13 protein-coding genes and 1 tRNA gene are annotated in these 26,988 nt (G+C 38.9%); 6 read left to right on the top strand and 8 right to left on the bottom strand.

Features of this window, described 5'->3' with window-relative positions; genetic code table 11:
• Positions 1-172 precede the first annotated feature (172 nt).
• Together FHK89_RS05560 and FHK89_RS05555 are read left to right on the top strand one after the other, a co-directional pair.
• Entirely contained in the window at positions 173-7,831 is a 7,659-nt protein-coding gene (locus FHK89_RS05560; RefSeq protein WP_230657755.1) for an NUDIX domain-containing protein, read from the top strand.
• 1 nt (position 7,832) lies between these two features.
• Positions 7,833-8,261 carry a hypothetical protein gene (locus FHK89_RS05555; RefSeq protein ID WP_230657753.1) on the top strand — a complete coding sequence of 143 codons (429 nt, stop codon included), beginning with the start codon at positions 7,833-7,835 and terminating at the stop codon, positions 8,259-8,261.
• A gap of 22 nt (positions 8,262-8,283) precedes the next feature.
• On the opposite strand, the gene FHK89_RS05550 is transcribed toward FHK89_RS05555, so the two are convergent.
• The 7 genes from FHK89_RS05550 to FHK89_RS05520 all read right to left on the bottom strand — a co-directional run bounded on the left by FHK89_RS05550 (position 8,284) and on the right by FHK89_RS05520 (position 18,609).
• Positions 8,284-9,558, bottom strand: coding sequence for a tyrosine-type recombinase/integrase (locus FHK89_RS05550; RefSeq protein ID WP_230657751.1), 1,275 nt, complete (start codon positions 9,556-9,558; stop codon positions 8,284-8,286).
• Between the two features lie 176 nt (positions 9,559-9,734).
• Positions 9,735-9,811: transfer RNA gene (locus tag FHK89_RS05545), tRNA-Ile, on the bottom strand.
• A 90-nt stretch (positions 9,812-9,901) separates the two neighbouring features.
• Positions 9,902-11,113 carry a tRNA nucleotidyltransferase gene (locus FHK89_RS05540; protein WP_230657749.1) on the bottom strand — a complete coding sequence of 404 codons (1,212 nt, stop codon included), beginning with the start codon at positions 11,111-11,113 and terminating at the stop codon, positions 9,902-9,904.
• A gap of 419 nt (positions 11,114-11,532) precedes the next feature.
• Positions 11,533-13,824, bottom strand: a complete 2,292-nt coding sequence (locus FHK89_RS05535; protein WP_230657822.1) for an NADP-dependent malic enzyme — start codon at positions 13,822-13,824, stop codon at positions 11,533-11,535.
• A 343-nt stretch (positions 13,825-14,167) separates the two neighbouring features.
• Positions 14,168-15,691, bottom strand: coding sequence for a protein adenylyltransferase SelO (locus FHK89_RS05530; protein WP_230657747.1), 1,524 nt, complete (start codon positions 15,689-15,691; stop codon positions 14,168-14,170).
• 221 nt (positions 15,692-15,912) lie between these two features.
• Positions 15,913-17,079 carry an acyl-CoA desaturase gene (locus tag FHK89_RS05525; RefSeq protein WP_329958689.1) on the bottom strand — a complete coding sequence of 389 codons (1,167 nt, stop codon included), beginning with the start codon at positions 17,077-17,079 and terminating at the stop codon, positions 15,913-15,915.
• Positions 17,080-17,730: 651 nt separating this feature from the next.
• Positions 17,731-18,609: a glycerophosphodiester phosphodiesterase gene (locus FHK89_RS05520; RefSeq protein WP_230657741.1), complete on the bottom strand. Its 879-nt coding sequence runs from the start codon at positions 18,607-18,609 to the stop codon at positions 17,731-17,733.
• A 403-nt stretch (positions 18,610-19,012) separates the two neighbouring features.
• Here FHK89_RS05520 and FHK89_RS05515 point away from each other — a divergent pair, with 403 nt between their 5' ends.
• On the top strand, positions 19,013-19,996 hold the full coding sequence (locus FHK89_RS05515) for a hypothetical protein (RefSeq protein ID WP_230657739.1): 984 nt from the start codon (positions 19,013-19,015) through the stop codon (positions 19,994-19,996).
• Positions 19,997-20,243: 247 nt separating this feature from the next.
• Here the strand turns inward: FHK89_RS05515 and FHK89_RS05510 are convergent, their stop codons facing one another.
• The gene (locus tag FHK89_RS05510; RefSeq protein ID WP_230657737.1) at positions 20,244-20,906 is read right to left on the bottom strand and encodes a cob(I)yrinic acid a,c-diamide adenosyltransferase; all 663 of its coding nucleotides are present in this window, start codon (positions 20,904-20,906) and stop codon (positions 20,244-20,246) included.
• Between the two features lie 456 nt (positions 20,907-21,362).
• Here FHK89_RS05510 and cysS point away from each other — a divergent pair, with 456 nt between their 5' ends.
• The 3 genes from cysS to guaB all read left to right on the top strand — a co-directional run bounded on the left by cysS (position 21,363) and on the right by guaB (position 26,958).
• Positions 21,363-22,823, top strand: a complete 1,461-nt coding sequence (gene cysS / locus FHK89_RS05505; RefSeq protein WP_230657820.1) for a cysteine--tRNA ligase — start codon at positions 21,363-21,365, stop codon at positions 22,821-22,823.
• 92 nt (positions 22,824-22,915) lie between these two features.
• The gene (locus FHK89_RS05500; protein ID WP_230657736.1) at positions 22,916-24,814 is read left to right on the top strand and encodes a mechanosensitive ion channel family protein; all 1,899 of its coding nucleotides are present in this window, start codon (positions 22,916-22,918) and stop codon (positions 24,812-24,814) included.
• A gap of 671 nt (positions 24,815-25,485) precedes the next feature.
• Entirely contained in the window at positions 25,486-26,958 is a 1,473-nt protein-coding gene (gene guaB / locus FHK89_RS05495) for an IMP dehydrogenase (protein WP_230657735.1), read from the top strand.
• The last annotated feature ends 30 nt before the right edge of the window (positions 26,959-26,988 follow it).

Genomic DNA, 26,988 nt, shown 5'->3' with positions numbered 1-26,988 from the left:
ACAACTATAATACTATACTATATGTACAGTCTCAGCAATCGTTTCTAGTAAAACTTAATATTAAATAAATAAAGTGACACAAACCCTACTTGCTTTAGGAACACCTGAAAACTCAAGTGATAGAGACTGCGATAATAACTTCATTACTTTGTTAACTGTGATGGAATTGAATATGTCTGCACTTGAAAGAATTAAAAAGCTTAAACCCTTAAAACAAGCCATGTTACAGCTTAAAAATGCAGATAATGCGGTGGCGCGAATACGTGCTAGTAAGCAGGTGGCACTTGAGCTACAAAAGTTGGGGGTATATGCAGTACAAGACAAACAGGAAGTCTCACAGACAACATCGGTAGAGCCAAAGGAGGCGGTTTTGCCTGCTAGCTTTAAAGTTATACATTCGTGGGATAGTAAAAAGGCAGATAAGGATTTCCAAGTTATTTTGAAATCTAAACAAGGTAATTTAAAGACAGCATCTGCAACTTATTTTGCTGAAAAATTACAAGGCTATGCTGTCAAAACAACATTAGGTTATGTTCTACTAAATAGTAAGGCAAAAGGTAAGATGACATCACGAGCAAATCGTGAAGCTATAGCATTAGCTATACCTCGCATTCCAGAGATATTATTACAGGGTAGTGTTGGAGATAGAGAAGAATTAAATAAAGACCGTAGTGATAGTTTTATTGCTTTCTATGAGTTTAGTAAAAAAATACAAATTGATAGCAAAACTTATTTGGCAAGAATTAAAATTGGTGAGCGTATAGATGGAGGAAATTCTGCTTACTATATTGCTTCACAACAGCTTGATAGCTTACAAAATAAAGAAAACTCATCATGTTTATCTCGTAAACTGAACAAGTTCGATTTAAAAAATCGACCCAGTATGAGGTACTGTGATGAGCTTTTATTTATTACACCACAGCTTAACAATGAAGTCAACCAATTTGATAAACTCACTGATAAAACAACCAATGCCACTATATTTGAAGTATTGCTAGATAGTTTGGAAGTAGAACTGATTGATGATAATCATGCAGAAGATTCATTAAATTATGGTGATGTTTTGGTTATTAACCAAGACAATCATATCTTGCTAGTTCAGCGTAATGCCGATGATGATTTTATGCCGAATAAGTGGTGGATACCTGGTGGAAAGATTGAAGAAGGGGAAAGCAGTGCTGAGGGGGCTAGTCGAGAGTTATTTGAGGAAACTGGAATTAAGATTAGCCCATCAAAGCTTAAAGCTATTGATAGTAAGCGATTAGAAAATGGTAATACTTCCCATCGTTTTGTTGCTAATGTGGGTGATGATGTCACTGTAAAATTACAAAAAGGGGAATTACAAGGGTTTGCATGGGTTAGCATTGATGAGATAGGTAAATATGATTTATTGAGTGATTTATCTGATTTGCAATCTTTATTGAAAGGGATAAATCAACCATTAGACAAAGATGATGACAAAGAGCCAGATAACATAACTTCCACTAGCATAGGTGCGTCTCCATATAATCGTAATAGTATAGATACTCCTACTACTCAAGCCACACGCCAAAAAAGCAATAACCGAGCTATTGAATTATTAGAGCAAATTAAAACAAAAGGCTTAACTCGATCTGACTTAACTGATGAGCAAATTGAAACCTTAGCAAAATATACAGGCAATGGTGGCGGGTTAACGGGGCGTGATGGTAAGCGGGGTAGTGCTTATGAATACTACACCCCCAAAGAGCTTGCCTCTGGTATGTGGGAGTTGGCCAAACAAATGGGTTTTACAGGTGGTCAGGTACTTGACCCATCGGCAGGTACGGGTATTTTTACTGCTACTAGCCCTCAAACGGCAATTATTGATAGTGTTGAGCTAGACGAAACCTCTGGCGGTATTGCCAAAATATTAAACGATGGTAAACGTAGTCATACCGTGGTTGCCCCATTTGAGCAAGAAGCGTCACGTATTGACGATAACAGTCAAGATATGGTAATTACCAATGTGCCATTTGGCAGTAAAACGGCACGCGGGGCAAACCGTTTGTTAGATAATGCCTATCAAAATGAAAGCTTAGAAAACTATTTTATCCTACGTTCACTCGAAAAAATCAAACCAGGTGGTTTAGCCATCTTCATCACTCCCACAGCAGTAGTATCAGGTAAAAAATCCAGCCATCAAAAGCTACGCAAACTTACCAGCCTCAAAGCTGAGTTTATGGGGGCATATCGTCTGCCTAATAGTGTCTTTAGCCAAACGGGAGCTGATGTAATTACTGATGTGGTGGTTTATCGCAAGCACAGCAGTGATGCGCTAGATGCCATTGATGAATTATATAAATCAGGTGAGTTAGATACCTTAACCACCAGTAATGTGCTATGGGACGAATATTTAAGCGGTAAATACTTTGAAAAAACAGGCAAACACTTTATTTTGGGTGAAGTTAAACAGGTTACAGACCGCTTTGGCAAATTAGCAGATAAGGTTGTTAGCACCAAGCCTACCAGTGAAATTGCCAAAATGATGACTAAGTTCGGAGATAGTCGTATTGATTGGCAACTACTTAATGCCAGTGAGCCAACATTTATCCAGTATCACAATGGTGATACGGTATTTCAAAATGGCAAACAGTTGACATACCGCGATGGTGTTTGGCATGAAACTGAGAATGTCGTTACTGATACAGACCGAGAAATGCAATCATTGTTAGCCAATTTGAGTGATGCTACTGGCGTAGTAATCAATGAAGTAACATGGCAGCAAATAGAAGAACTTCTGGCTTATTGTCAATCTACTAATCAGCGTGATTTGATTGATAGCCGTATGATGGCATTGATTGATAATACTAAAAAATCTGCTACTCGCAATAATCTACAAGCAACATGGCAATGTATCGCCTTGGCAAAAGCGATTGAGGATACTATTGCCAAACATGGTTATGGATATGATTATGTCAATCATGCCCCAGATTTAACCGAGGCGATGAAAACTGCTTATTTAGATGGCAAAAATAGCAAACTGACAGGGCAAGCCAAACAAGCATGGAAACTTATTGGCTTGCATTACCAAAAAGGTAAGTATAGCAGTACATGGCGTGGAGATGTTGATACTACGATTGATACAGGCGATAGTGCAAATAGCTATGAGAATAAAATGGCACGTATGCAGTATGAAAACAAAAGCCTCTATCTAAGCCGTGAACAACTTGCCGAACTTTACCCAGAAATTGACCCATTACGTGATGATAACTGGTTTATCAATCATGATGGCAGTCAAGTTATCCATGCTGATGACTTTTTGGTGGGTAATTTAGCAGAACGCTTAAGGGACATAGATAGTCAAATTAGTAAAGCGACTGATGAAGATATCAAAGCTAAATTGATTGCTCAAAAAGCTGTGGCGCGGCAACAAGTGCACCGTATTGACTTCCGTAAAATGCAGTTTGACCTACGTTCACCACTAATTGATGCTGAAACTAAGGTTAAGTTTTTAAAGCAGTTTGTACATAAAGATGCTTACGTATCTTATGATGAATATGGGCGGGGTACGCCTGATATTGATGTATCTGGAAGTAACTTGTATGACAGTGAGAAGTTATATAATCGTATTGGTGATTGGTTGGCAAAAGGCACGATTACTTTAGGCGGTATTAAGTTAGGAATGTCGGATCGTGAAGCATTGGACTGGCTATCTGAAGATATTAATAAAGCCAATGTACAGTTTAATGCGTGGGTAAAAGCCAATGATAAGTTAATGTTAGAGTTAGACCAAAAAGCCAACAGCGATGACAATTTGTACTTTACTCAAAATAGCGATGAAAGTCCGATTGATATTGCAGGGCTTAATCCAGAATTATCCTTACATGGCTATCAAAACGCCTTTGTCCGCAGTCAAGGACGGTATTTTGGTGGTATTAATGGCATGGGGGTAGGGCTTGGTAAAACCTTTTCTGCCTTAGCTAGTACCCAGCATGTACATAATATTGGTGCTAAGCAAAAAACTTTATTTGTTGTGCCAAATAGTGTGTTATCAAACTGGCGAAAAGAGGCGCAATTTGCCTTTGAGAATATGGACGATTGTATCTTTGTTGGCTTACGCCAAAAAGGTGATGGCTTTCGGGTATATTCTAATAAATATGATGAGGATTTATTAGAGGCAATCAATGGCAAGTACCGCAAGGTGTTTGTGACCTATGAAGCATTTCGACGTATTCGCTTAAAAGAGGGCAGTATTGAGGAGTATGCCAAATATCTTAAATTCACTGATACCGCTTATGAACATCATGAGTTAAAAAAAGAAGATGAGAAAGCACAGGGATTGGTTGCCGAACTGATACAAACCATTGATATTAAATCCAATGCTCCTTATTTGGAAGATATGGGCATTGATAGTGTGGTGGTTGATGAGGCACATGCCTTTAAAAATTCCATATCAGCACCCAACACTGAAAGCCAAGTCAAATATCTATCATTGTCGCAAACATCTACAAGGGGTGAGGACGCACAAGCTAAGCTATGGTATATCCGCAGTCTATCAGCTAATAATGATGGAGTACAATTACTATCAGCCACCCCAATCACCAACTCACCCCTAGAAATTTACTCTATGTTGTCGCTGGCAGGTGGACGACGGGCAGTTAACAGCATGGCAGGTGGCATTAATGGGGCAGATGACTTTATCCAGGTGATGTGCCAGATTGAGGAGGAAGTAGTGCCCACCATTGATGGTGGAGAACGGTCGCAAAATGTGTTTATAGGCATTCGTAACGTACAGATATTACGCCATGCGATTAACTCAACGGCAACCATTAAAGATGCCAGTGATGTGGGTTTATCAGTGGTGATACCAGAACGTGATGAAGTCGCATCAAAGGTTAAGCTTGATGATGACACGGTAGAAAAAATCAAGCTGTTTCAACAAGCCTATAAAATGGCTCAAGCCATTGTTAATGATAAATTAGAGGCGCGACTACCTCCAGAAGACCCCAATAGCCCTTTTAATCCCAATAGCCCCTATCTACAAGTTAAAAGAATGTTTGGTGAGCCCGATGAGTTAATGGCGCACCCATTTAACCTTATTCGTAAAATGGACGTGATGATTGCTGATGATGAATTTAGCAATCAAGCCACATTTTATGATTTTGATAAAGAACAAAAGAATATTGCTGAAAAAGTCATCAACACTTTCAACAAAAAGAAATACAGTGATGAGCGATCTCGTATCAGCCCATTTACTAACCCAGATAATGCCAGTGAAAAATGGCAGTCATCTGATGGCGTAAAAACCTTAATTGGTTATAAGGTTATCATCAAAGCTAGTATTATTATGGATCAAGGGCGTGAGAGAATTGTCATTGATACGCTTAACGCTAAGGTACAAAGCTCATTTGAGGCAATGGCAGATAAAGCAGGATTAAAACTGGACGTTACTGTACCAGCCAAACTAGCTATGATGTTAGAAAACTTTAAAAACGAGATGGCAAATCCTCGTGGTGTACATAATGATGGCACAAATAGCAAAATTGTTAAGCAAATTATCTTTTGTGATCATCTGTTTTTGCATAACAAAATTAAGCGTCTATTAACCACTCAAGCAGGTATGTCTGCCAATAAAATCGTTATTATTACAGGTCAGACGAATAATGAGCCTGACCAAATGATTGATATTCAAGATGGCTTTAATGCGATGGGTGAAGATAACTTATATCAAGTGGTGATTGCCAATAAAAAAGCAGAAGTAGGTATCAATCTGCAAAAAGGTACGCAAGCAATCCATCATTTAACTACAGGTTGGACCCCAGATAGCCTTGAGCAACGTAATGGACGTGGGGCAAGGCAGGGCAATAAAACTGATAAAGTCACCATCTATCATTATGACGCTGATGGCACGTTTGATGAGTTTAAACGCACCATGATCAATAAAAAAGATGAGTGGATTAGTAGTGTATTGTCTAATGATGATAAAAACACAGTGGCAGTATCTGGTGGTATCTCACGCGAAGAACAAGATGCCTTAATCTCTTCTATTGGTGATCAAGATGCCATTGATAAGTATCAGGCGCAAAGGGCGAAAAATGAGCAAAAAGCAAGGGTAGAGACAGCGAAACGTCGACAAATGATTAACTTAGATATTATTACTGAACAACGTCAGCTTTTAGATAAACTAAGTATCAAGAGTTTTTATGAGCGTGATTTTACTGATGTAATAAGCATTGTGCGTGATAATGTTAAAAATCTACAAAACTCACAAAAGAATAGTCGTAAAGAGGTAACTAGGCAAAACGACATCAAAAAATATCAGTCAGCCAAAGCTATTGCCATTGCTAAATTACAAACCATCATTGATTCAGTGGAGTTGCAAGAACGTAGTTATTCTTATGGCAAGCCTGATGAGCCAGAAAAAGAAAAGGTTGCTGTGACTATCACGGCTGATGATCTATATGATAAGTTAGAGCAAAATTATAAAGAGTTTAAGCCATCTGATAAAGGGCGCTTCTGGAAGAATGGATTTGAGAAATTGCTATCAGGTTCATATAGCATGGGAGTAATTATCAAAGAGGATAGTGACTATCAAGCGGAGTATGATGAAACCAGGCAGACGGCAGAAAATCTTATCAAACAGTCGGGCATTGCCATTGATGATATTGCCAAAGAGGTTGGTGGGCTACCAGTCGGAGCGGGTGTAAAAATAGTCAAAGGTGAGGCAAAGGTTGTTAGAGATACTTATGTTGAAAAAGAAGCATTTGTTGTTGATGATGAAACTGAAACTTTGGCTGTGATTACTGATGATTTGAATATCTATCAGATATCAATAGATGGATATCATAAGGGCAAGGCTGAACGAGCTCATATAAATCTTGCTAATGCTCAAGTAATTTTGCCTGATGACAAGGATTATCTAGAATATATTAAGCAAGCCGCACAAATAGAGGATAATCTTCATGCTCAAGGTGATTTGCAAGAACCTTTGTACAGCAATACTGTACCTATGGTTACCGAATATCGCGATAAAGATATTCAGCCCATATATGATATTAAAATTGCTTTAGTTGGACATCATCATAAATTAATCAATGGTAAATTTCCTTTTGTTTTACCTGTTTGGATGTTAAATAGCAGTACACTGCTTTCCGATAAGCTTATAGAATCTTATGAAAAAGATGGTGTAGTTGTCGATTTGACCAATAAGACATTTACATTAGAGCATGATAGTCATGTGACAGTTGTAAGAGATGGATTTTATGCACTGGAGAGTATGGTTAGTAGTATGCTTGCTGACTTTATTAAAGCTAATAATATAAAACTGGATATTAATGACGAATCTGTGATAGCAATAAACTCATTATTAGTTGTATTGCTTAATGATAAGCCAACCAACATAGATGATATTATTGCTGATATGGTTAGCAAATTAAATGAGTCAGATAATCCAACACTCAATGAACTTATAAAACAGTTTTATCAAGAATATTTCTATGAAAGTACTTATCTGCCAGACGACTTAGATGAGCATAAGATAGATAGGCTATTAGCGATAAAACTAAGACTTGGTGCTAAGTATGAGTATTTAAGTGATTATCTGCATGATTTATCAATGCAGCAATCATCCACATCATCTAATGATGCCATGCAAGCTGATGATTTAGTCAATATTACTGGTAATACCAGAGCATGGAAAGATGATATTAAAGATTATGCCAGTAACTATGGTGCTAAAATTAAGGGTAATCGAAAATATCTGTGGAATGGTAGGGATAAGTGTTGGGTTATTAGCTATGGAGCATATTTAAAACTTATTGAAGATAAACCACAAGCAAGCAATGATTTACAAATTGAGAAAGTGAGTTAGTATGAAAAATTATATTTTTGAACCAGAATTTTTGAGTAAGCAAACTGCCCAAAAACAAAGAAATCTAGCTAAAAAAAAGCCAGAGGTGGATTTTACTGAGTTTGCCTCTAATATTATTTACGCACGACTCAAAAGCAATATTCAGCGTTACCGAGTATATGGTCCTTACTGGTGGGCGTTAAAAGAGGTGTTGCGCAAGCAGGGCTTCAATGTGGGTAGCCAGAAAGACGATGAGGTTGCTCAAGTCTACCGTGGGGCTAATGATGCTGAGACGATTGTAGCGGCAGACATGTTCTATGAGGATATGAGTAACAAAGTGATAGTATCTAACAATAGATGGACACTAGATGATGAATCTGGTGATTATGTGTTGTACGATGAAGATATGGAAAGTCGCAATAGTGTTGATGAGCCTATTATTTATATTTAATATGGTTGGCTTCCTCCCCTCCCTAATACGGATAAAGTTTTTGTATAACCTCATCTTGAGTCATATTGACATGCTTACAATAAAACTTTTCTATTTCATTTAAAGCATCTCTTAATTGACGCTGTGATACTTGAATGTATTGCAGCGTCACGTCATCTGTAATTTTGGCTTCACGATGATTTAGTAATCTTTTAAGTACAGGATAGTTTACATTAAGGCTGTTTGCTACTGTGCCAAATGTACGTCGCAAATCATGTGGCGTAATATGCAAGCCAGCTTTTTTTGAGATATGATGATAACTCTTACTTAAATCTTTAATGTGATCATTGCTTGTAGCTAGATTGCTTGGGAATACCCATTCGTCGCCCATGCTGAGTTTTTTTCGCTCGCGTAAAATGGCATGTAATATTTTGCCGACGGGCATGTGATAGTCAGATCCATTTTTAGTCGCTTTAAATACAACTCTACCTGCTTTTAAGTCAACATTCGTCCAGCGTAGTGGCTGGGCTTCGTTTAGGCGTACACCAGTAAATAAGAAGATGATTAATATATCCCTAGCATTATTACTATGTGGTGCAAACTTGTGAGAACTACCATTAACATGATCAATCAGTGTTTTAAAGTAGGGTTGTATATATTCTTCTTCTACATGTCTAGTTCTTGGCTTTATGTTATGCCAGTCCTTTTTGGCATTTAAAATACTTACAGGATGTTCTTTAAGAACATACTCTTCATTTTCATCTAAAAAACTTACTCGGCAATAATTCCATACTGATCGAAATGCACGCATAGTAGCATTAGCTTGAGCCTTGCTAGTCTTGCTTATTTTTTTATGCATATCGCTAACCATTGACTTGTTAATATCATTCAATGGTAGATCTAGCCAATCTTCTAATTTTGATAATATCTGATTATCATAAGTTTCTATGGTGCGTTTTGATAGCCGCTTCTTTGACTCTTTGACATACTTATAAGCCTCTCGTAGTGTCGGCACATTAATATTGGATTCTTGTATTTTAGGCTCAGCATTAATACCATCGTAAGCATCTAGCCCCTTTTTGATATTAACCATCATTAACTTGGCTTTTTCACGTGCTTCTGTGAGAGTAATTAAGTGTGTTTCTTCAACCTCATCACGACGTAACTCACCATTTATGCGTTTATGTAATCTGTATTTTTTGGTTTGTTTGCCCACATATAAAGCAAAACCTGATAGATCCTCATCCATATAAATATCTGTGCCATTGTTTGCGTATGGCACTGTATCTACAAACTTTTTAGTAAGCTTTATTTTCATGAATCACCAAACAACAATAAGCAACAATCAAAGCCATAATAAAGCATTAAAAGCTAATATCAAAGTATCAGAATAGTATCAGAAAGTTAAAAACAGACTTATTCACTATTGTTTTAATTCTATATAGAATGGCAATAAAAAACCCCGAAGCTTATAGCATACGGGGTTTTCAAATATGGTGGGCCCAGTAGGACTTGAACCTACGACCAACGGATTATGAGTCCGCTGCTCTAACCAACTGAGCTATGGGCCCTAAATCTTAGACCGACAATCATACCTGATTATTAAAATTTTTCAAGTAAAAATATAAAATAATCATAAATTATTACCCAAAAAGCCAAAATTAATAGTCAGCACGTAGGTTTTCTAATTTTTCAATTCTAATTTGCATCAAGGCATCTCCTATTTGAGCACCTTGTAGCGTTGCATCAATGTCTTTGATGTCAGCAGCATGAAAGCAAGTAATGGCATCATCTAAAGCAAGATAATTTTTTGCCAACAGGATAGTCTGCACTGTTGTTAATAAATCCTGTAGTAATTGCGCCTCTTTATGGGCGTGGGTTTGTTGGATAATATGTAGTTGTTCGGTGGCAGTTAAATTAGCAAAGTGAGATAATTGAGTAAAATAGGTGGCGAATAACTCAGCAAATTTGTTTAAATTTTTTGGAATTTTCAACTGCTGCGCAATCGTTTGAGTATTGAGTTGCCACGCTTTGATAAGGGTAGGTACAGTATTGTTAGTAGCACAGGAGGTTTGCTCAGAAAAAATGAACTCTGTGGGTGCAAAGCTACTCATTAATATAGCCCAGCGTTGTTGCAGCGTCAGTGAAAGTTGAGCGCTCAGTTGTAATGCGTGGTTAATTAATCTACGCGTAAGTGATGATTTCCATGCCAATGTTAGACTAGGGCTTAGGCGTTGTAGAGCACCTGTATCATAAAGTGCTTGCCAGTATAATTGTGGTGCCTCCTGCATCAGTGCTCGACTAGATTCTTGCCAGATGCGCTCAGGGGTTAGATGATCTAGCTCACCTGAATCTGCCAGTTGAGTCATTAGTGCTTTTGTACTGTCATCAATACAAAATCCATCGTTTGCATAGCGTCCATAAAATCGAGCCACACGCAATACCCGTAGAGGATCTTCGATAAAGGCATTGGAGACATGGCGTAGTTTTTTGTTTTTGATATCTTCAAGCCCACCAAAAGGATCTATAATTATATCATTGATCGGGCGGCTATCATGTAGTCCATGAATTTGCTGAGCCATGGCGTTGATGGTCAAATCTCGACGCTGTAGGTCTTCCTCAAGGGTGACATCAGGGCTGGCGTGTACCTCAAATCCTTGATAGCCATGTCCAGATTTACGCTCTGTACGCGCTAAGGCATATTCCTCTTTGGTCGTGGGGTGCAAAAATACTGGAAAGTCTGCACCGACCTGTAGAAATCCTGCTTCTAGCATTTGCTTGACGCTGCTACCCACAACCACAAAATCTTGGTCTTTAATGGGTTTACCGAGCAGCTTATCACGCACTGCACCACCAACCAAATAAACTTGCATGGTCATCATCCTTTTTTGCTAGAGAGTTGTTGCTAAAGATATGAGTTAGATAATATTTAAACTGATAAATACTAATATTTCTAGCTATTTCTTAGAACCTGTATTCATAATCCAAAATCAGGGGAATTTTAAACTAAAATTGCGTAATACAAGGCAAATTTTGGGGCGAATAGTTACTCTATTTAACCCAAAATTTAACGCCGTAGTATGTCTATTTTAGGCAAAAAGCCACCATTATGGGTTGTGAATACAGGTTCTTATTCTTAAGATCTATTTAGTGCATACTGTTAGGTCTTAATTGCGTTATTTATACCCATATAAAAAAGCCAGCTAATAATCATTAACTGGCTCAACTATCTAATATAATAAAAGAAACTAAATTATAATACTATCTAATACTATTTATGCAATGTAATTAGTTAGCTATTAGTATTTTGTTCTTCAAGTAAATCTTGTGCTTCAGTAACAGCTAAGGCTGTCATATTTACCACTCGTCTTGCAGTAGCAGATGGTGTCAAGATATGTACTGGTTTATTAGCACCCAGTAAAATAGGGCCTAATGAAGCACTGTGTGTCCCTGTTTTTAGTAGGTTAAAGGCAATATTTGCCGCGTCCAGTGTTGGCATAATCAGCAAGTTTGCAGAGCCTTTTAAGGTGCTCGAAGGCAAATCATGTTGACGGATTCTTTCATCCATCGCTGCGTCACCATGCATTTCACCATCAAACTCAAAATCTACATTCATCTCTGTTAGCAGTTCGTACACACGGCGCATTTTGACTGCACTTGCACGATCAGAAGTACCAAAGTTTGAATGAGATAACAGAGCAACACGAGGGGTAATACCAAAACGTTGAATTTGTTCAGCTGCTAATATTGTCATTTCAGCAAGTTGCTCAGCAGTTGGGTCTTCATGAATATAGGTATCGGCAATGAATACGTTACGATCTTGCATCAATACAGCGTTCATCGCATAGAAGTCTTTGATCCCTTCTTTTTTACCAATGACATTTTGTACATATTTTAAATGTAGATGATAGTAGCTGAATGTACCACAAATCATGCCATCAGCATCCCCTTTTTCGACCAACAATGAGCCAATCAATGAAGTTTTACGGCGCACATCACGACGTGCCAACTCAATACTGACACCACGACGTTTATTTTTCTCATAATAAAACTGCCAGTAGTCTTTGTAGCGAGGATCACTATCTTGGTTGATGATCTCGATATTCTCGCCTTCTTTTAAGCGCAGTCCTAACGCTTCTGACTGAGCAGCAATAACCGCGGGGCGACCAACCAAAATTGGGTATGCCAATCCTTCATCAACCACGACCTGTACCGCACGCAGTACATTAGGATCTTCACCTTCACAGTATACAATGCGCTTCGGATCAGATTTTGCCTTGGCGAAGATCGGTTTCATCACAAATGCTGAGTTATATACAAACTCAGAGAGTTTTTGATGATAGGCATCAAAGTCTTCAATTGGAAGCGTGGCAACACCTGAGTCCATCGCTGCTTTGGCAACGGCTGGTGCAATCTCTAAGATTAAATTTGGCTCAAGTGGTCCTGGAATTAAGTATTCACGCCCAAAACGTTTGACGGTATCGACTTTTTTTGCGCCAGGCATCGGAGTTGCCTCAACGTGTGCCATGGCAGCGATGGCATGCACACAGGCAATTTTCATCTCTTCATTGACGGTGGTTGCGCCCACATCAAGTGCACCACGGAAAATATAAGGGAAACATAAGGCGTTGTTCACCTGATTGGGATAATCAGAGCGACCAGTTGCCATAATGACATCATCACGTACTGCATGTGCCAGCTCTGGCATAATCTCTGGTGTAGGGTTAGCAAGAGCAAAGATGATCGGATTTTTTGCCATTTTTTTCACCATTTCTGGTGTCAATATGCCAGCCATTGAAAGCCCCAAAAACATATCTGCACCTTCAATAACATCATCAAGGGTAGCAAATTGGGTGTCACGAGCATAGCGTTGTTTAGAGTCATCTAGATTCGTACGGCTAGTGGCAATGATGCCACGAGAGTCTGATACATAGATATTAGATTTCTGCACCCCCAGCGCACAGATAAGATCTAGACAAGAGATTGCGGCTGCACCAGCACCAGAGCAGACAACTTTGATGTCTTCAATTTTTTTATTAATGAGATCAAGGGCATTAATCATCGCAGCGGCAACAATAATAGATGTGCCATGTTGGTCATCATGAAATACAGGAATATTCATGCGTTCACGTAATTCACGTTCAATCTTAAAACATTCAGGTGCTTTGATGTCTTCTAGATTAATACCACCAAAAGTGGGTTCTAAAGAAGCAACTGCTTCAATAAATTTGTCTGGATCATTTTGTGCTACTTCAATATCAAAGACATCAATACCTGCAAACTTCTTAAATAATACCCCTTTACCTTCCATCACAGGTTTTGAGGCAAGCGGACCAATATTACCCAGTCCTAATACAGCGGTACCATTAGTAATCACCCCAACCAAATTATTACGGGCGGTATAGCGGGCGGCCAGTTTAGGATCTTTTTCAATCTCTAAGCAGGGAATGGCAACACCCGGAGAATATGCTAGGGCTAAATCACGCTGGTTTGCTAGCTGTTTCGTCGGCACAACTGCAATTTTTCCAGGTACAGGATGCTGATGATAATGTAAGGCTGCTTGCTCGAATTGTTCGGCATTCATGCTGGCAGAAGGTGTTGTGGGGATAACATCAGAGATAGTGTCTGAAGATGTGTTGCTTGAATTATTGCTCATTGTAAAAACCAATCAGTTGGAAGAAAGGAGAATGAAATTGTCGTGATACAAAGGTATAAATCTGCTACTCAGTCATGTTGAATATCAAAACAATTGAATATTAAAACAACAGTCAGTTGAGTAGAATCTTAAAAAAGTCGTTGACTATTCTAACATTTATTTAACTATTGACCAGTGGCTAAGTATAAAAACTCGCCAATATCATAAATAAAAATAGTCAAATTTACAAAAAAAATAAACCTATCTTTATTCGGCTAAATTATGGCTAAGCTTAAGATGAGCAGCTAATAACAATCTCAGGTGCATCAGCCGCAGGTGGGGTAACATCTGCTTGAGTGGCAATATTTTGAACGTCATAAGGATTACTAAGAAGTTGAAATAGTCTCTCGACTTCACTAAAATCTCCAGCCTCTGCCATCTCGATGCTACGCTGTGCCATGGCATTACGCAGTATATACACTGGATTATGCTTTTGTAGTGTGCTGACAACTTCGTTAGCCTCTGTATATTGGTCAATATAGTGTAAATAACGAGTCTTCCAATCTTGCCAAAGTTTTAGTTGCTTGGCATCTAAAGACAATGTGAGTTGTTGCAGTAGGTCATGCTCATGTTGAAAGTTACTGGCATCAATGACTGCTAATAAAGCACGGAAACTATTAGTATAATCTAGTCGATTTTGTTCAATGATGGACAATAAATCATAAGCTAACGTTAATGCCAGACGATTGGTTGCTAAGTCTGGTGCTGATATCGATTCATTAGGTTGTTGGATAGGATATGCTAAGCCTAATTTTTGACAAATGCCATGTTGATAATGTTGCATAAAGCTGGTTTCATAGTGCGCCAAACATTCTGCCAGTGCTGTTTTGGTTACCCCAGCTTGGGTCAGACGCATAAAATGTGGTAGCCATACATTTAAATTCCAATGCCCAATGGCAGGCTGATTTTGATAACTATAGCGTCCTGTATAATCTGAATGGTTATTTATCCATGCTGGGTTAAAACGCTCTAAAAATCCAAAAGGACCGTAGTCAATGGTACTGCCGGTGATGGATAAATTATCCGTATTCATCACACCGTGAGCAAAGCCAATCAATTGCCAGTTGGCAATCATTATGGCAGTTTTTTTCACCACTTGGGTCAAAAAGTCTACCACTGGATAGTTGGCTTGACGACTATCAGGATAGTAGGTGTCAATCATATAGTCGGTAAACTCTACAAGCAGGTCAGGGGCAAAACTGGCAATCCATTCAACATGCCCAAGCCGTATATGACAGTCCGAAACTCGAAGTAGGGCAGCTCCTGCTTCTATCGTCTCACGGCGTACCGCAGTATCTGAGACTACAAAGCCAAGTGCAGAAGATGAGGCAATGCCTAGCTGTGTCATGGCATGTCCACACAGATACTCACGGATAGTACTGCGTAGCACTGCGCGTCCATCTCCCATGCGTGAATAAGGTGTCAGACCAATACCTTTTAGATGCAAGTCTATTAACTGATCATTGTTGTCACGTACTTGCGCCATCAGTAACCCACGTCCATCACCAAGTTGTCCTGCCCATTGTCCAAATTGATGACCTGCATACGCCATTGCTAAAGGGGCAAAGCCATTAGGTATAACTTCACCGCCCAAGATAGATACCCAGTTTTGCATTAACTCAACATCATCGCTCCAGCCGATGCGTTTGGCTATGATGGGATTAAAATGCCCTGCTTGTGGGTTTTTTAGTGGGGTAGGTGGCTGCTTATGATATAAACGTGGATCTAAAGTGGCATAGCTGTTATCAAATTTCATAGGGATTGCTTAGTATGGTGGTTGAAGAGTACATGATGTGATGAAATGGTATTATATTTGCGTTGCTATGGCTACTAAACTATAAAAAAATAGTATGGAGTTATCCTACAAAAAAATTGCAAAAAAAACCTCTCGTATAAAGAAATACGAGAGGTAGGAGAAAGCGAAAAATCTGTAATTATTATGAGTTTATTGTTAGTATGTTAATTAATATCAGTTATTTAAATAGGTTGTTTAGCAATCAGACGAAATGCTTGTTTTAAATTGCGATTGTGGGTCAATATACGTTTTTCAAGTAGCGTGTATTGATCTTTAAGTATCTCATCAACTTCATGTAGCCGATCAGCAAACTCTGTCTTTTTCATTTCTATGGCTTTTGCTTTCAGATCTTGCCATTCAGCAACCGTTTCTTTAAACATTTCATATTCAAAGGTGATACGATCTTTAAAAGTATGTAAAGCGTGGTCAATATCTGTAAAAGTTTCACTAGATAACTTTTCAATCTTTTGCTCAGCACGTTTAAACTGCATCTTCACTTCAGCGTGCTTGATGGTAATGTCATCTACGGTACGCAAATCGCTGGCAAGACCTATTTTTGCTAAGCCTGCAATCACCCATTTTGTAGGATCATACTGCCACCATTTAACGCCATTACGATAGTCATATTGGAAGAAGTGGTGATAGTTGTGATAACCTTCACCCCACGTTGCGATTGCCAGTAGGAAGTTATCACGGGCAGAATTGGTATCAGTATAAGGACGTGTACCAAACATGTGGCACAGTGAGTTAATAAAGAAAGTAAAGTGATGGGTCAGTACTAAGCGTAGTAATCCTGCTAGTACCAATGTACCCCAAACATCACCAATCAGCCAACCAATGGCTGCTATCAGACCAACATTTGTCGCCAATACCCAGATACCATAATATTTATGTTGAATCTGTAATAATCTGTCTTTGGTTAAATCGGGAATGTTTTTGTAATCAAAGTCACCACTTGGATATTTTCTCAGCATCCAACCAATATGACTAAACCAAAATCCACGTTTGGCAGAGTAGGGGTCTTGAATGGGGTCATCAACATAACGATGGTGGGTACGATGTCCTGAGCACCAATCAAATGCTGAGCCTTCTAGCGCAAACGTCGCTCCAAGCAAAAAGAAATTACGTACCACAGGGTGTGCCTTATAGGCTCGATGTGCCATTAAACGATGGTAGCCTGTGGTAATACTCAGACCTGTCCAAGCCATAAATGCGGCAAATACGCCCCAAACGGGTGCACTGACTTCATGGGTCATGAGATACCAAGGAGTGATGACGGCAGCGGCAATGGGTGTGGCAATCAGTACGGTTGCAGGAATCCAGTTAATAGAGGCATGTTGAAATGCCAGTTCTTGTAATTCTTCTTCAGTATATTCTCTATCATCTGCAACTTTAACTTTGCTTAGGGTTTTTTTGGTTGCTAGTGTACTTGCACCGCCTTTACTAACAGCCACATTGATTTCGTTTGCTTTTGCTGAACCCGTTGTTTTTGCTGCTGAAGCGGCATATCCATCATAACCATGTTGTTGATTACGTTGTTGGCTACGTTGATTGAGTTGTTCAGTTGCTACATTTAACAGATTCTTACCAAATTTTACGGAGTGACGCATAACATTCAATGGAACTTTGATGCCCATTTTTGCGATTTTTGTAACTTTCATATTAAATATCCTAACGCCGAAAAAATAAAAAAGGTAAGAAGTTAGTAAGACATAGCTTACTCTAAAACAGGGTAAATGTGAACACTTATGCACTAAAAAATGATGTTTTTTAATGCTACTTGGTAGTAGAAATGTCCCAATATCACCTTATTGTATCTAAATGTTGTCGCTAAAAGAGAAAATTGAGATACATAACTTCTGCAACCTATGATTTACAAATTATGGTTTAAAATATTGATAAGATGCAATTTTTATAAATAACCATAAAGTGATTGCTTTTTTATAAAGCATAATAGATAAATTGGGTGTTTCTATCAGTTATCAAGGTTTTTATATTAATTAGCTCTCATTTTTATGAATGGGTAGTTTGTTATATTTGCTATAAAGGCAGGGGTAATCAGTGATGATAAAATCGACACCAATACTCGCTAGGTAATCAATGTGTTGTGCTTCATTGACGGTCCATGCGCTGGTTGTCATGTGTGCTTTTTTGCAACTGGCGATTATTTTTGGTGTAATGGCGGCATAATAAAGACCTAAATGTCCACAGCCAAGTCGTTTCGCCAAATTGATTTTTTCGGGGTTGTCAAACTTTTCGATTAATAATCCTCGGGCAAAAGAGGCTAAGGCAGTATGTCGTTGTAGACAGACATGTAGATTTTCATCAAAGCTTGTTAAGGTAATCGGTAAGTGACGGAGATCAATATCATTATCATTGTTTTTTATTGATGCAAATGTTTTTATCAGTGCATCAACAATCTTTTGTGGTTGCGAACGTGAATGAGTTTTTATTTCTAATTCGATACGTGGATATTTTGATAGCAGTGGCAGTAAGTCTTGCAACCGTATGATGGGTAAAATGGGTTGGGTGAGTTTTTTAATCTCAATATAGCTTAATTCATTAATATGAGCTTGTAGGCGATAAAAGCGTTCGAGGGTTTCATCATGTACCACAACCAATACCCCATCTGAGGTTAGCTGAACATCAAATTCTATACCAACTAACTGCCTTTGCGGTTTGTTATTTAGGTGGGTGCAGTGATTGCTGAGGGTATTAAGATAAAACTGTTGCAGATTTTTAAAGCCATATTCAGAGTTTTCGATAAACTCCCCGCGTGCGCCACGATGTCCCAGTAGGCGTACAGTTGGTACGGCTGGCGTAGCATAAGTGGCTGTAGATAAATTGGCTAAATTTTGTAAAGACGTTGATGATTTCATGACAGCATCTTTAATAACAAAAAAATTTATTATCATTAATGGCTATGAGTGTCATAGCGAATAGGATATTATAAAGCAATTAGGTAAACAAACTTTATATAATAGTCGTAATATACTTACTGACTTGTTAAAATAAATATAGGTTAATAGTATGATGATTGGTTATATTTAACTATTAAATAATATTTATTTAAAACAATGACGAAGACAACGATTAATAACTTATAAAAGTTTGGTTATGTGGCAAATATATTAGCAGCTAAAAATATATTTTTTATGACAAAACGACGTTGTGGTTGTTAAAACTCATATTTTAATTTTAGCTACTTGTTGTTATTGTTAGTCATAACCAAATATACCAGTTATCTATTCATTATTCATTTAATTTAGTGAGGTTTTAATAATGGCATTGACATATTCAAAAGGCAAATGGGTATCTGCCTTGAGCCTGAGCTTGCTGTGCGTGGTAAGTATGAGTGGCTGTAGTAAAAAAGATAAGGATACTGCCACCACGGCAGAGACTGATAGCACAGTAGAAACTCAGGTAGTGTCTCCAGATGCCACTACTGTTATACCCTGCGATGATGCGACAATTAAAAATACTTTATCACGCTCAATAAAAGAATTGATTGCTCAGCAATCTCGTACTGAGATATCAAAGTATGCGACCCAAGTTGGTGCAAACTTTGATATGGCAGCCGTCAATGGTGCTATGAATGACATTATCATCGATTTTGCTACGCCAACAGTGATGGATTCGACCAATAGCAATGGAATGCAAACTTGCCAAACCAGTTTAAGTTTGACATTACCAAGTGAAAATATTTATTTAGCGAATGAAGTATATAATGGGGTAGAAGGTAAAAATATGCAGCAAACTTTGGCGGCTGCAAATGTACGACTAAGTAATAATATGCTGGTTGATGATGCTTTTACCTATGTAGTAGGTATGCAAGGTGGTCAAGCAGTGGCAAAAGTCGTTGGACAACCTGCCATTATCAGAGCAGTGGCAGATATTATGGCAAAGTCTCAGCTTAAAGAAATGGTAGAAACCAGTGCGAATAGCAACCATACGGTGCGCCCGATTGCCCCTGTTATACCTCGTCCACCAGCAGAGCCTAGAATTCAAGATGACACAACACGTCAAAATCGTCAATCTTCTAATACGACAGGTTCAAGTTTGGGTAGTCGTGGCACAGAGTTGCAAAATCAGGTGGAAACCATACGCAATCCGATTACCAGTAATACTCAAGATGAGTCAGTAGAACAAACGATTAATGAGAATCGTAATGCAGCACCATCTGTACCCAAAGCCAATCAGAAGTTGAATGTACCAACAGATGATAGTATGGATATGGTTATTATTGAAGAAGATGTAACTTATTAAATAATTTTTATTAAAAATAAAATTGTGTTTTGTTTAATATATTTTCTATGAGCTACGACAATTTTTGCTACATATATCTTAGCTAAAAATTGTCGTTTTTTATTTGCTATAGTCAATCTAATATAATTTCACCACAAGGCAACCGAGTGAAGATAGTACAAGTAGTACATCGAGTGAGGTTAACACCGTGGTGGATTTATATTGGGCAGACTATATTGAGTTGTTGAAAATGCACTGTAAATAAAGGCTAAGTCTGATTGCTTTGATTAAAGTTATCTAAAATATTTTTATCCCATAACACTTCTTGACTGGGATTGTTCTGTTCATCGTCAGTTGCCAAAAAAGCGGTGTGACTGCTAAGCCGAGCAAAAACAAACAACCAGTCAGATAGACGGTTGATAAATTGATAGGTGGTGGTTGATAGCGCATTGGGCTTGTCTTCATTGAGTCGTGCAGCATGACGCTCAGCACGGCGACATACAGTACGTGCGATGTGAATTTGGCAGGTTAACGGCTTGCCTGCTGGCAAGATAAAGTCTTTGAGGGGTTGCAAGTGAGCATTCATCGCATCAATATCTGCTTCAAGCCAGTCGATATGCTGCGTCTTGACACCTTGATATTCAGGCATTGCCAATTCGCCACCAATGTTAAATAAAAGGTGTTGAATGATACTAAGTTGATGCTGATAGTGGCTGATTTTGCAGGGTGTTGGATTAGTGGGTGCAGGCATCTTAGTCGATGATGCTGTTGTTAATAAGGCTCTAATCATACCAATATGTGCGTTAAGCTCATCAATATCGCCCATAACAGTAAAGATGTTATCTGCTTTGCTCACTCGGCTACCATCTGCCATGCCCGTTTTGCCATTATCCCCTGTGCGTGTATATATTTTGCTGAGTCGATTGCCCATGTGTCGTCCTTGCAGTTTAATCAATGTTTTGCTAACGTGTCGGCTGTTTAGTTGTTCTTTAGCTATATTAGGTTATGATTGCAGGCTATTAGTTTACAGTGATTAGTGTATGAATTATAGCGGATTGAAGTAAGTTTACTATGTCTATGGCTTGCCTAAAATCCAGCAGGGTATTGGCCGTGCTTACTGTAGTTAAAATCAAGCGTGTTTATAGTTTGTTTTTTTGGATTTAGATTTAGATGTTAAAGTGTTTTGGTCAATGGTTTATATTAAAATCATTTGTTTTAATGGCATTTATGTTTATTTGGTATGTGATAGTTTTTGAGTAATAATAACCTATTTTATTGATTTATCTTATTAGTCCATTTTGTTAATTATAGTTGTAAGGATATGAATGTCATGACGGCAGCAACGCAAAGCTTATCAACACCTTTGTCTTTATCACAGTCACAGCAAATTGCCCCTTTATTTGTATATAACTCAATGAATAATCAAAAGCAGAAATTTGAGCCATTGCAAGCAGGTAAGGTGGATATGTATGTGTGTGGTATGACTGTTTATGATTATTGTCATATTGGACATGCTCGGGTCATGGTTGCATTTGATATGATTGTGCGTTGGTTTCGGCAGTTAGGTTATGAAGTGACCTATGTACGTAATATCACCGATATTGATGACAAAATTATCGCCCGTGCGCAGCAAAATAATGAAAGCATTGGTGCGCTGACGCAAAGATTTACCAAAGCCATGCACGAAGATGCCGCTGCATTGGGCTGTGTATCGCCTGATATTGAGCCGAGAGCCACAGCGCATATCGAGGAGATGCAAGAGATGATTGCCAAGTTGGTTAGTAGCAATCATGCCTATGCTGCTGATAATGGTGATGTATATTATGCGGTTGATAGTTTTGCTGAGTATGGCAAACTGTCAGGTCGTCAGCTTGATGAGATGCAGGCAGGCTCTCGAGTAGAAGTGGATACGATTAAGCGCAATCCATTTGACTTTGTGTTGTGGAAGGCAGCCAAACCTAGTGAGCCACATTGGGCATCTGCATGGGGAGATGGTCGCCCTGGTTGGCACATTGAGTGTTCGGCAATGTCGATAAAGTGTTTGAGTAACACCTTTGATATTCATGGTGGTGGACATGATTTACAGTTTCCACATCATGAAAATGAGATTGCACAGTCAGAAGCGACCACTGGCTGCACCTATGCCAATCATTGGATGCATGTGGGTTTTATCAATGTTGATGGCGAAAAAATGTCAAAATCATTGGGCAATTTTTTTACCATTCGTGAGGTGATGCAGCAATATAACCCTGAGACTATCCGCTTCTTTATTTTGTCTAGCCATTATCGTAGTCAGGTCAACTTTTCGGATACGGCATTAAACGATGCTCATACTGGATTGACGCGCTTATATCAAGCGATAAAAAATGCTGAACAGTTGTTGGCAGATGCCAAGAATGATAGCCATAAGGCAGATACAGATAAAGCAAATAAGACAGATGTGGTTTATACCTCAGAAGTGGGTAGAGAGTTTGTGCGGGTGATGAATGATGACTTTAATACCGCCGCAGCTATTAGTGTGCTGTTTGGCTTGGCAAAAGACATTAATATAGCGGTGAAAGCGGAGCAAGTTGCTGAGGTTGCAACTTTATTGAGCCAATTAAAAACTTTGGCAGCAAGTTTGAATATCTTACAAAACAGTGCGCAAGATTTTTTGCAGGCATCGACTGGTTTGCAAACAGATAATGGGCTTAGCACTGAACAAATTGAAGCGTTGATTGCTAACAGACAAGCAGCCAAAGCCAATAAAGAGTTTGCCCGAGCAGATGAGATACGTGAGCTGCTAAAAGCGCAAGGTGTGGTATTAGAAGACAGTCGTCAAGGGACAACATGGCGCAGAGAGAGTTAATTTTATGGTCAAACTAAGATAAGAATATTGAATAATCATCAATAAATTACCTGCTAATAATAGGCTAGTGAGTTTGTTGGTAGGGAGTGTTAATGAGGGATGGTAAAGAAGCAATTTCTTCGGCTAGATATGTCAGTTGTTTAATGTTAACTGTAGTAATAGGCATTGTTGTCATTTATATGAGTGTGATGGCAACAGATGCTCAGGCTGCTGAAACTAATCAAGCATCTAATCAAGCATCTAGTCAAATCATTGAGCAGCCTGATACTTTAACGGACTATATACAGCAGCAATGGATTGGAGAAGCTCAAAGTTTGGTTCGAGAACCCAATTCACAAACCAATCATGCCAGCCAATTACAAGCAAACAATGCGCTGACTGGAGAGTACAATCAAGCGTACTATCCACTGACTAGCCTTAATCAAGGCTTACCTCCCTTAAAAACCCCTGCTAATTTACAAACGCCGCTCGCCAGCATTGAGTTTTTTCAAACTGCCATTGCACAAAAAAAGTTTGGCTTGGCGGCGTATGCGTTAAATCTTAATTCTATTCCTACCGAGCAGCAAACCACGCTCAGTGCAGATTTGGCTCAAAAGCTTGATTATCTGTTACTTGAGAATAATTTATATCTTTATGATGACTTACCAGACCGTCCCGATGGATTAATAGAGCCACCGATTGGTAGTCAAAATAGCATCATGGGTATTCCACGCCGCTCTATTAAGCTTGGTTATATCAGTTATAAATCTCGCAATATTCCGATATTTATGGAGCGAGTACGGGTTAAAGATAATGCCCCTATTTGGGTGTTTTCATCACAAACAGTCATTAATATTGATGCTTTGTATGATGTGCATAAACCTGCTGAGTTTGAACGTTATTTGCCAGATTGGTTGGTCAGTAAGTTTTTTGGTATCAGTATTTGGGAATATTTGGCTTTACTGTTATTTATGTTGTTAACATTAGGGTTAGGCTGGGTGTTTAGTCAAGGTGTGGAAAAGTGTATCAATTGGTATGCCAATCACAAAAAGAAACAAGGTGACGTGACGGTTTCTAATCACAGCGTGGCAGATTTTTTTAGTAAGATTACCACCCCTTTTGCAGTGACTGTGAGTTTTGTTTTAGTATTTACTTTAGTATCAGGTGGCTTACCTAGCATTCCTGCCATTGCGGTGTCGACGCAGCCAATTTTATGGGTGTGTTTGGTATTTAGTTGTTTGTGGCTAGGCATACGCATCATCAATTTTTTTGCCAATCGTTATCAAAATCTACAAATTGAAAATTTAGATGATGAGCAGTTTAAACAAGAGCGCAAAAGGCGTACTTATTTATCCGTATTTCGCCGTGTCTTTATTTTTGTAATGATTATTGGTGGGGTGTGGATAAGTCTAGCAGAGTTTGCTGACTTAGAAGGTTTGGGTAAAACTTTGCTGACTTCGGCGGGTATTGCTGGGGTTATATTGGGCGTCGCCGCACAGCCAACATTGGGTAATATTATCGCTGGAGTGCAAGTTGCCATTACTCAGCCAGTACGTATTGGTGATACGGTGATGCTTGATGGTGTGTGGTGTGAGGTAGAAGACTTGCGCTATACCTATGCAGTATTAAAGACATGGGATAACAAACGTATGATTGTGCCCATGAAGTATTTTGTGACTGAGACTTTGGAGAACTGGTCTCATACTAATCCTGCTCAGTCTTCAGCAATTTATTTGTATATAGATTATGGTGCGAATATTGAGCAAATTAGAAAGAAATTTTTTGCGTTGGTGAAGGCGCATGAGTTGTGGGATAAAAATCAACAACCTGAGCTATTAATTACAGATGTAACGGAAGAAACCATCAAAATGCGCTGTAAGGTTAGCTCTGATGGACCACAAAATACATGGATTTTGGAATGTGCTATCCGTGAGCAGATGGTGACTTATCTTAAAGAGGAGCAAGAAAATTATTTGCCAACTGAGCGTATCACATTGGTATCACGTACATAATTTTATATTTATTGGTAATAAGGTTTGTTAAATCAGACTTATACTTACAAACCTCACTCTCAACTTATTTTACTAAATTGATATATGATCCCTCCCAAACTCTCCCCTTGAAGTAAGGGGAGGACTTAAAAGCCAGTTCCTCCTTCTTTTTTAACGGGGAGGCTAGGAGGGGGTAGAAGTTGAGAGTGAGGTACTTACAAGGGATACAGCTATTTTTTACATAAAGATGACGGTGTAACAGTCCCTAGTTAGGTGTTGAGTTTTTGTAGAGTTTGTAGCTGGTTTTGGATAAAGTTTGCTATAATACGCGGTTATTTTATAGCTAGGCTGATGCTATTTATACAGATTATACCAATGTTACGGTATAACAAGGATATAAAAGCAGTCGGTCTACTAAATACAGATGATGAATTTAATTAGGGTCTGTTGAACATTCATCTTCATAGGAAAAATTGAGAAAAATTTGACTTAATCAAGGCAATAAACTTATTAATATCAAGATTTTAACAAGTTCATTAACGCTTCATTATGCAAATTTAGCCATTTTTTATATGAAAGTAAAAAGTAGCTGTATCCTTGTAGATATTAGCCTAACGGGGTGAAAGTTCAACAGACCCTATAACCACTTACTGTGACCACAATTTTGATCACGATTGTACCAAGGGGTATGTATGTTGCGTATTGTTGATGAAGCTTTGACCTTTGATGATGTTTTATTATTGCCTGCCTATTCTGAAGTGTTACCAAAAACAGCAGATTTGAGCACCCGTTTAACCAAAGAAATCTCTTTAAACTTACCTGTTATTTCTGCTGCCATGGATACGGTGACTGAGTCTGAAATGGCAATTACCATGGCTCAACTTGGTGGGCTCGGTATTTTACATAAAAATATGGACATCACCAAACAAGCGATGCAAGTACGGCGTGTGAAAAAATTTGAAGCGGGTACTGTGGTTGATCCCATTACTGTGACGCCAGATATGAGTGTGGGTGAGCTGTTGCATCTGACTAAGACAAATAACATCTCTGGTGTGCCTGTAATCGAAGCGGGTAGTGATAAAGTGGTGGGCATTGTGACCCATCGAGACTTACGTTTTGAAACCAATTTAACGCAACCAGTCAGCAATGTGATGACCCCACAAGAAAAATTGGTGACAGTCAAAGAGGGCGAAACCAATGAGAATATCAAAAAGCTGTTGCATGAGCATCGTATTGAAAAAGTATTGGTGATTGATGATGACTTTCGTTTAAAAGGTTTGATTACGGTCAATGACTTTAATAAAGCAGAAAACAACCCCAATGCTTGTAAAGACGCACAAGGTCGTTTGCGTGTTGGTGCAGCGGTTGGTACAGGTGCAGATACGGAAGCTCGAGTTGAAGCGTTGGTTGATGCGGCGGTTGATATCATCGTTGTCGATACAGCGCATGGTCACTCAAAAGGCGTTATTGATAGAGTGGCTTGGGTGAAGAAGCACTACCCACATATTCAAGTGATTGGTGGTAATATTGCCACTGGTGATGCGGCAAAAGCATTGCGTGATGCAGGTGCAGATGCGGTAAAAGTTGGTATTGGTCCTGGTTCTATTTGTACCACCCGTATCATTGCGGGTATCGGTGTGCCACAAATATCTGCTATTGATAGCGTGGCAACTGCCCTAAAAGACAGCATTCCTTTGATTGCTGATGGTGGTATTCGCTTCTCAGGTGATATGGCAAAAGCCATTGCAGCGGGGGCATCTTGTATTATGGTTGGTTCGTTGCTGGCAGGTACAGAAGAAGCACCAGGTGAAGTTGAGCTGTTTCAAGGTCGTTATTACAAGGCTTATCGTGGTATGGGCAGCTTAGGAGCGATGTCGGGACAAAATGGTTCATCAGATCGCTACTTCCAAGATGCCAAAGATGGGGTAGAAAAGCTTGTACCAGAAGGCATCGAAGGTCGTGTACCTTATAAAGGACCTGTCAATGGTATTATTAATCAGCTTGTCGGTGGTCTACGTTCTTCAATGGGCTATACAGGTTGTGCGACCATCACTGATATGCGTACCAAGCCGCAGTTTATTAAAGTGACTTCAGCAGGTATGAAAGAGTCACATGTGCATGATGTGCAGATTACTAAAGAAGCGCCAAACTATCGTATCAATTAACCATCGTTAACCATCGTAGCAATTAATAGG

The sequence above is a fragment of the Psychrobacter sp. I-STPA10 genome, assembly GCF_021012795.1.
Taxonomy (GTDB): domain Bacteria; phylum Pseudomonadota; class Gammaproteobacteria; order Pseudomonadales; family Moraxellaceae; genus Psychrobacter.
The sequence above is the reverse complement of the archived record's forward strand: the minus strand, read 5'-3'. Positions and strand labels throughout refer to the sequence as shown.

Bases quoted from the DNA above. Each gene is read 5' to 3' on its own strand.
- FHK89_RS05500 (WP_230657736.1), top strand. From the start codon at position 22,916: ATGAGGGATGGTAAAGAAGCAATTTCTTCGGCTAGATATGTCAGTTGT.
- FHK89_RS05540 (WP_230657749.1), bottom strand. From the start codon at position 11,113: ATGCAAGTTTATTTGGTTGGTGGTGCAGTGCGTGATAAGCTGCTCGGT.
- FHK89_RS05515 (WP_230657739.1), top strand. From the start codon at position 19,013: ATGGCATTGACATATTCAAAAGGCAAATGGGTATCTGCCTTGAGCCTG.
- FHK89_RS05560 (WP_230657755.1), top strand. From the start codon at position 173: ATGTCTGCACTTGAAAGAATTAAAAAGCTTAAACCCTTAAAACAAGCC.
- guaB (WP_230657735.1), top strand. From the start codon at position 25,486: ATGTTGCGTATTGTTGATGAAGCTTTGACCTTTGATGATGTTTTATTA.
- FHK89_RS05550 (WP_230657751.1), bottom strand. From the start codon at position 9,558: ATGAAAATAAAGCTTACTAAAAAGTTTGTAGATACAGTGCCATACGCA.
- FHK89_RS05530 (WP_230657747.1), bottom strand. From the start codon at position 15,691: ATGAAATTTGATAACAGCTATGCCACTTTAGATCCACGTTTATATCAT.
- FHK89_RS05520 (WP_230657741.1), bottom strand. From the start codon at position 18,609: ATGAAATCATCAACGTCTTTACAAAATTTAGCCAATTTATCTACAGCC.
- FHK89_RS05535 (WP_230657822.1), bottom strand. From the start codon at position 13,824: ATGAATGCCGAACAATTCGAGCAAGCAGCCTTACATTATCATCAGCAT.
- FHK89_RS05555 (WP_230657753.1), top strand. From the start codon at position 7,833: ATGAAAAATTATATTTTTGAACCAGAATTTTTGAGTAAGCAAACTGCC.
- FHK89_RS05510 (WP_230657737.1), bottom strand. From the start codon at position 20,906: ATGGGCAATCGACTCAGCAAAATATATACACGCACAGGGGATAATGGC.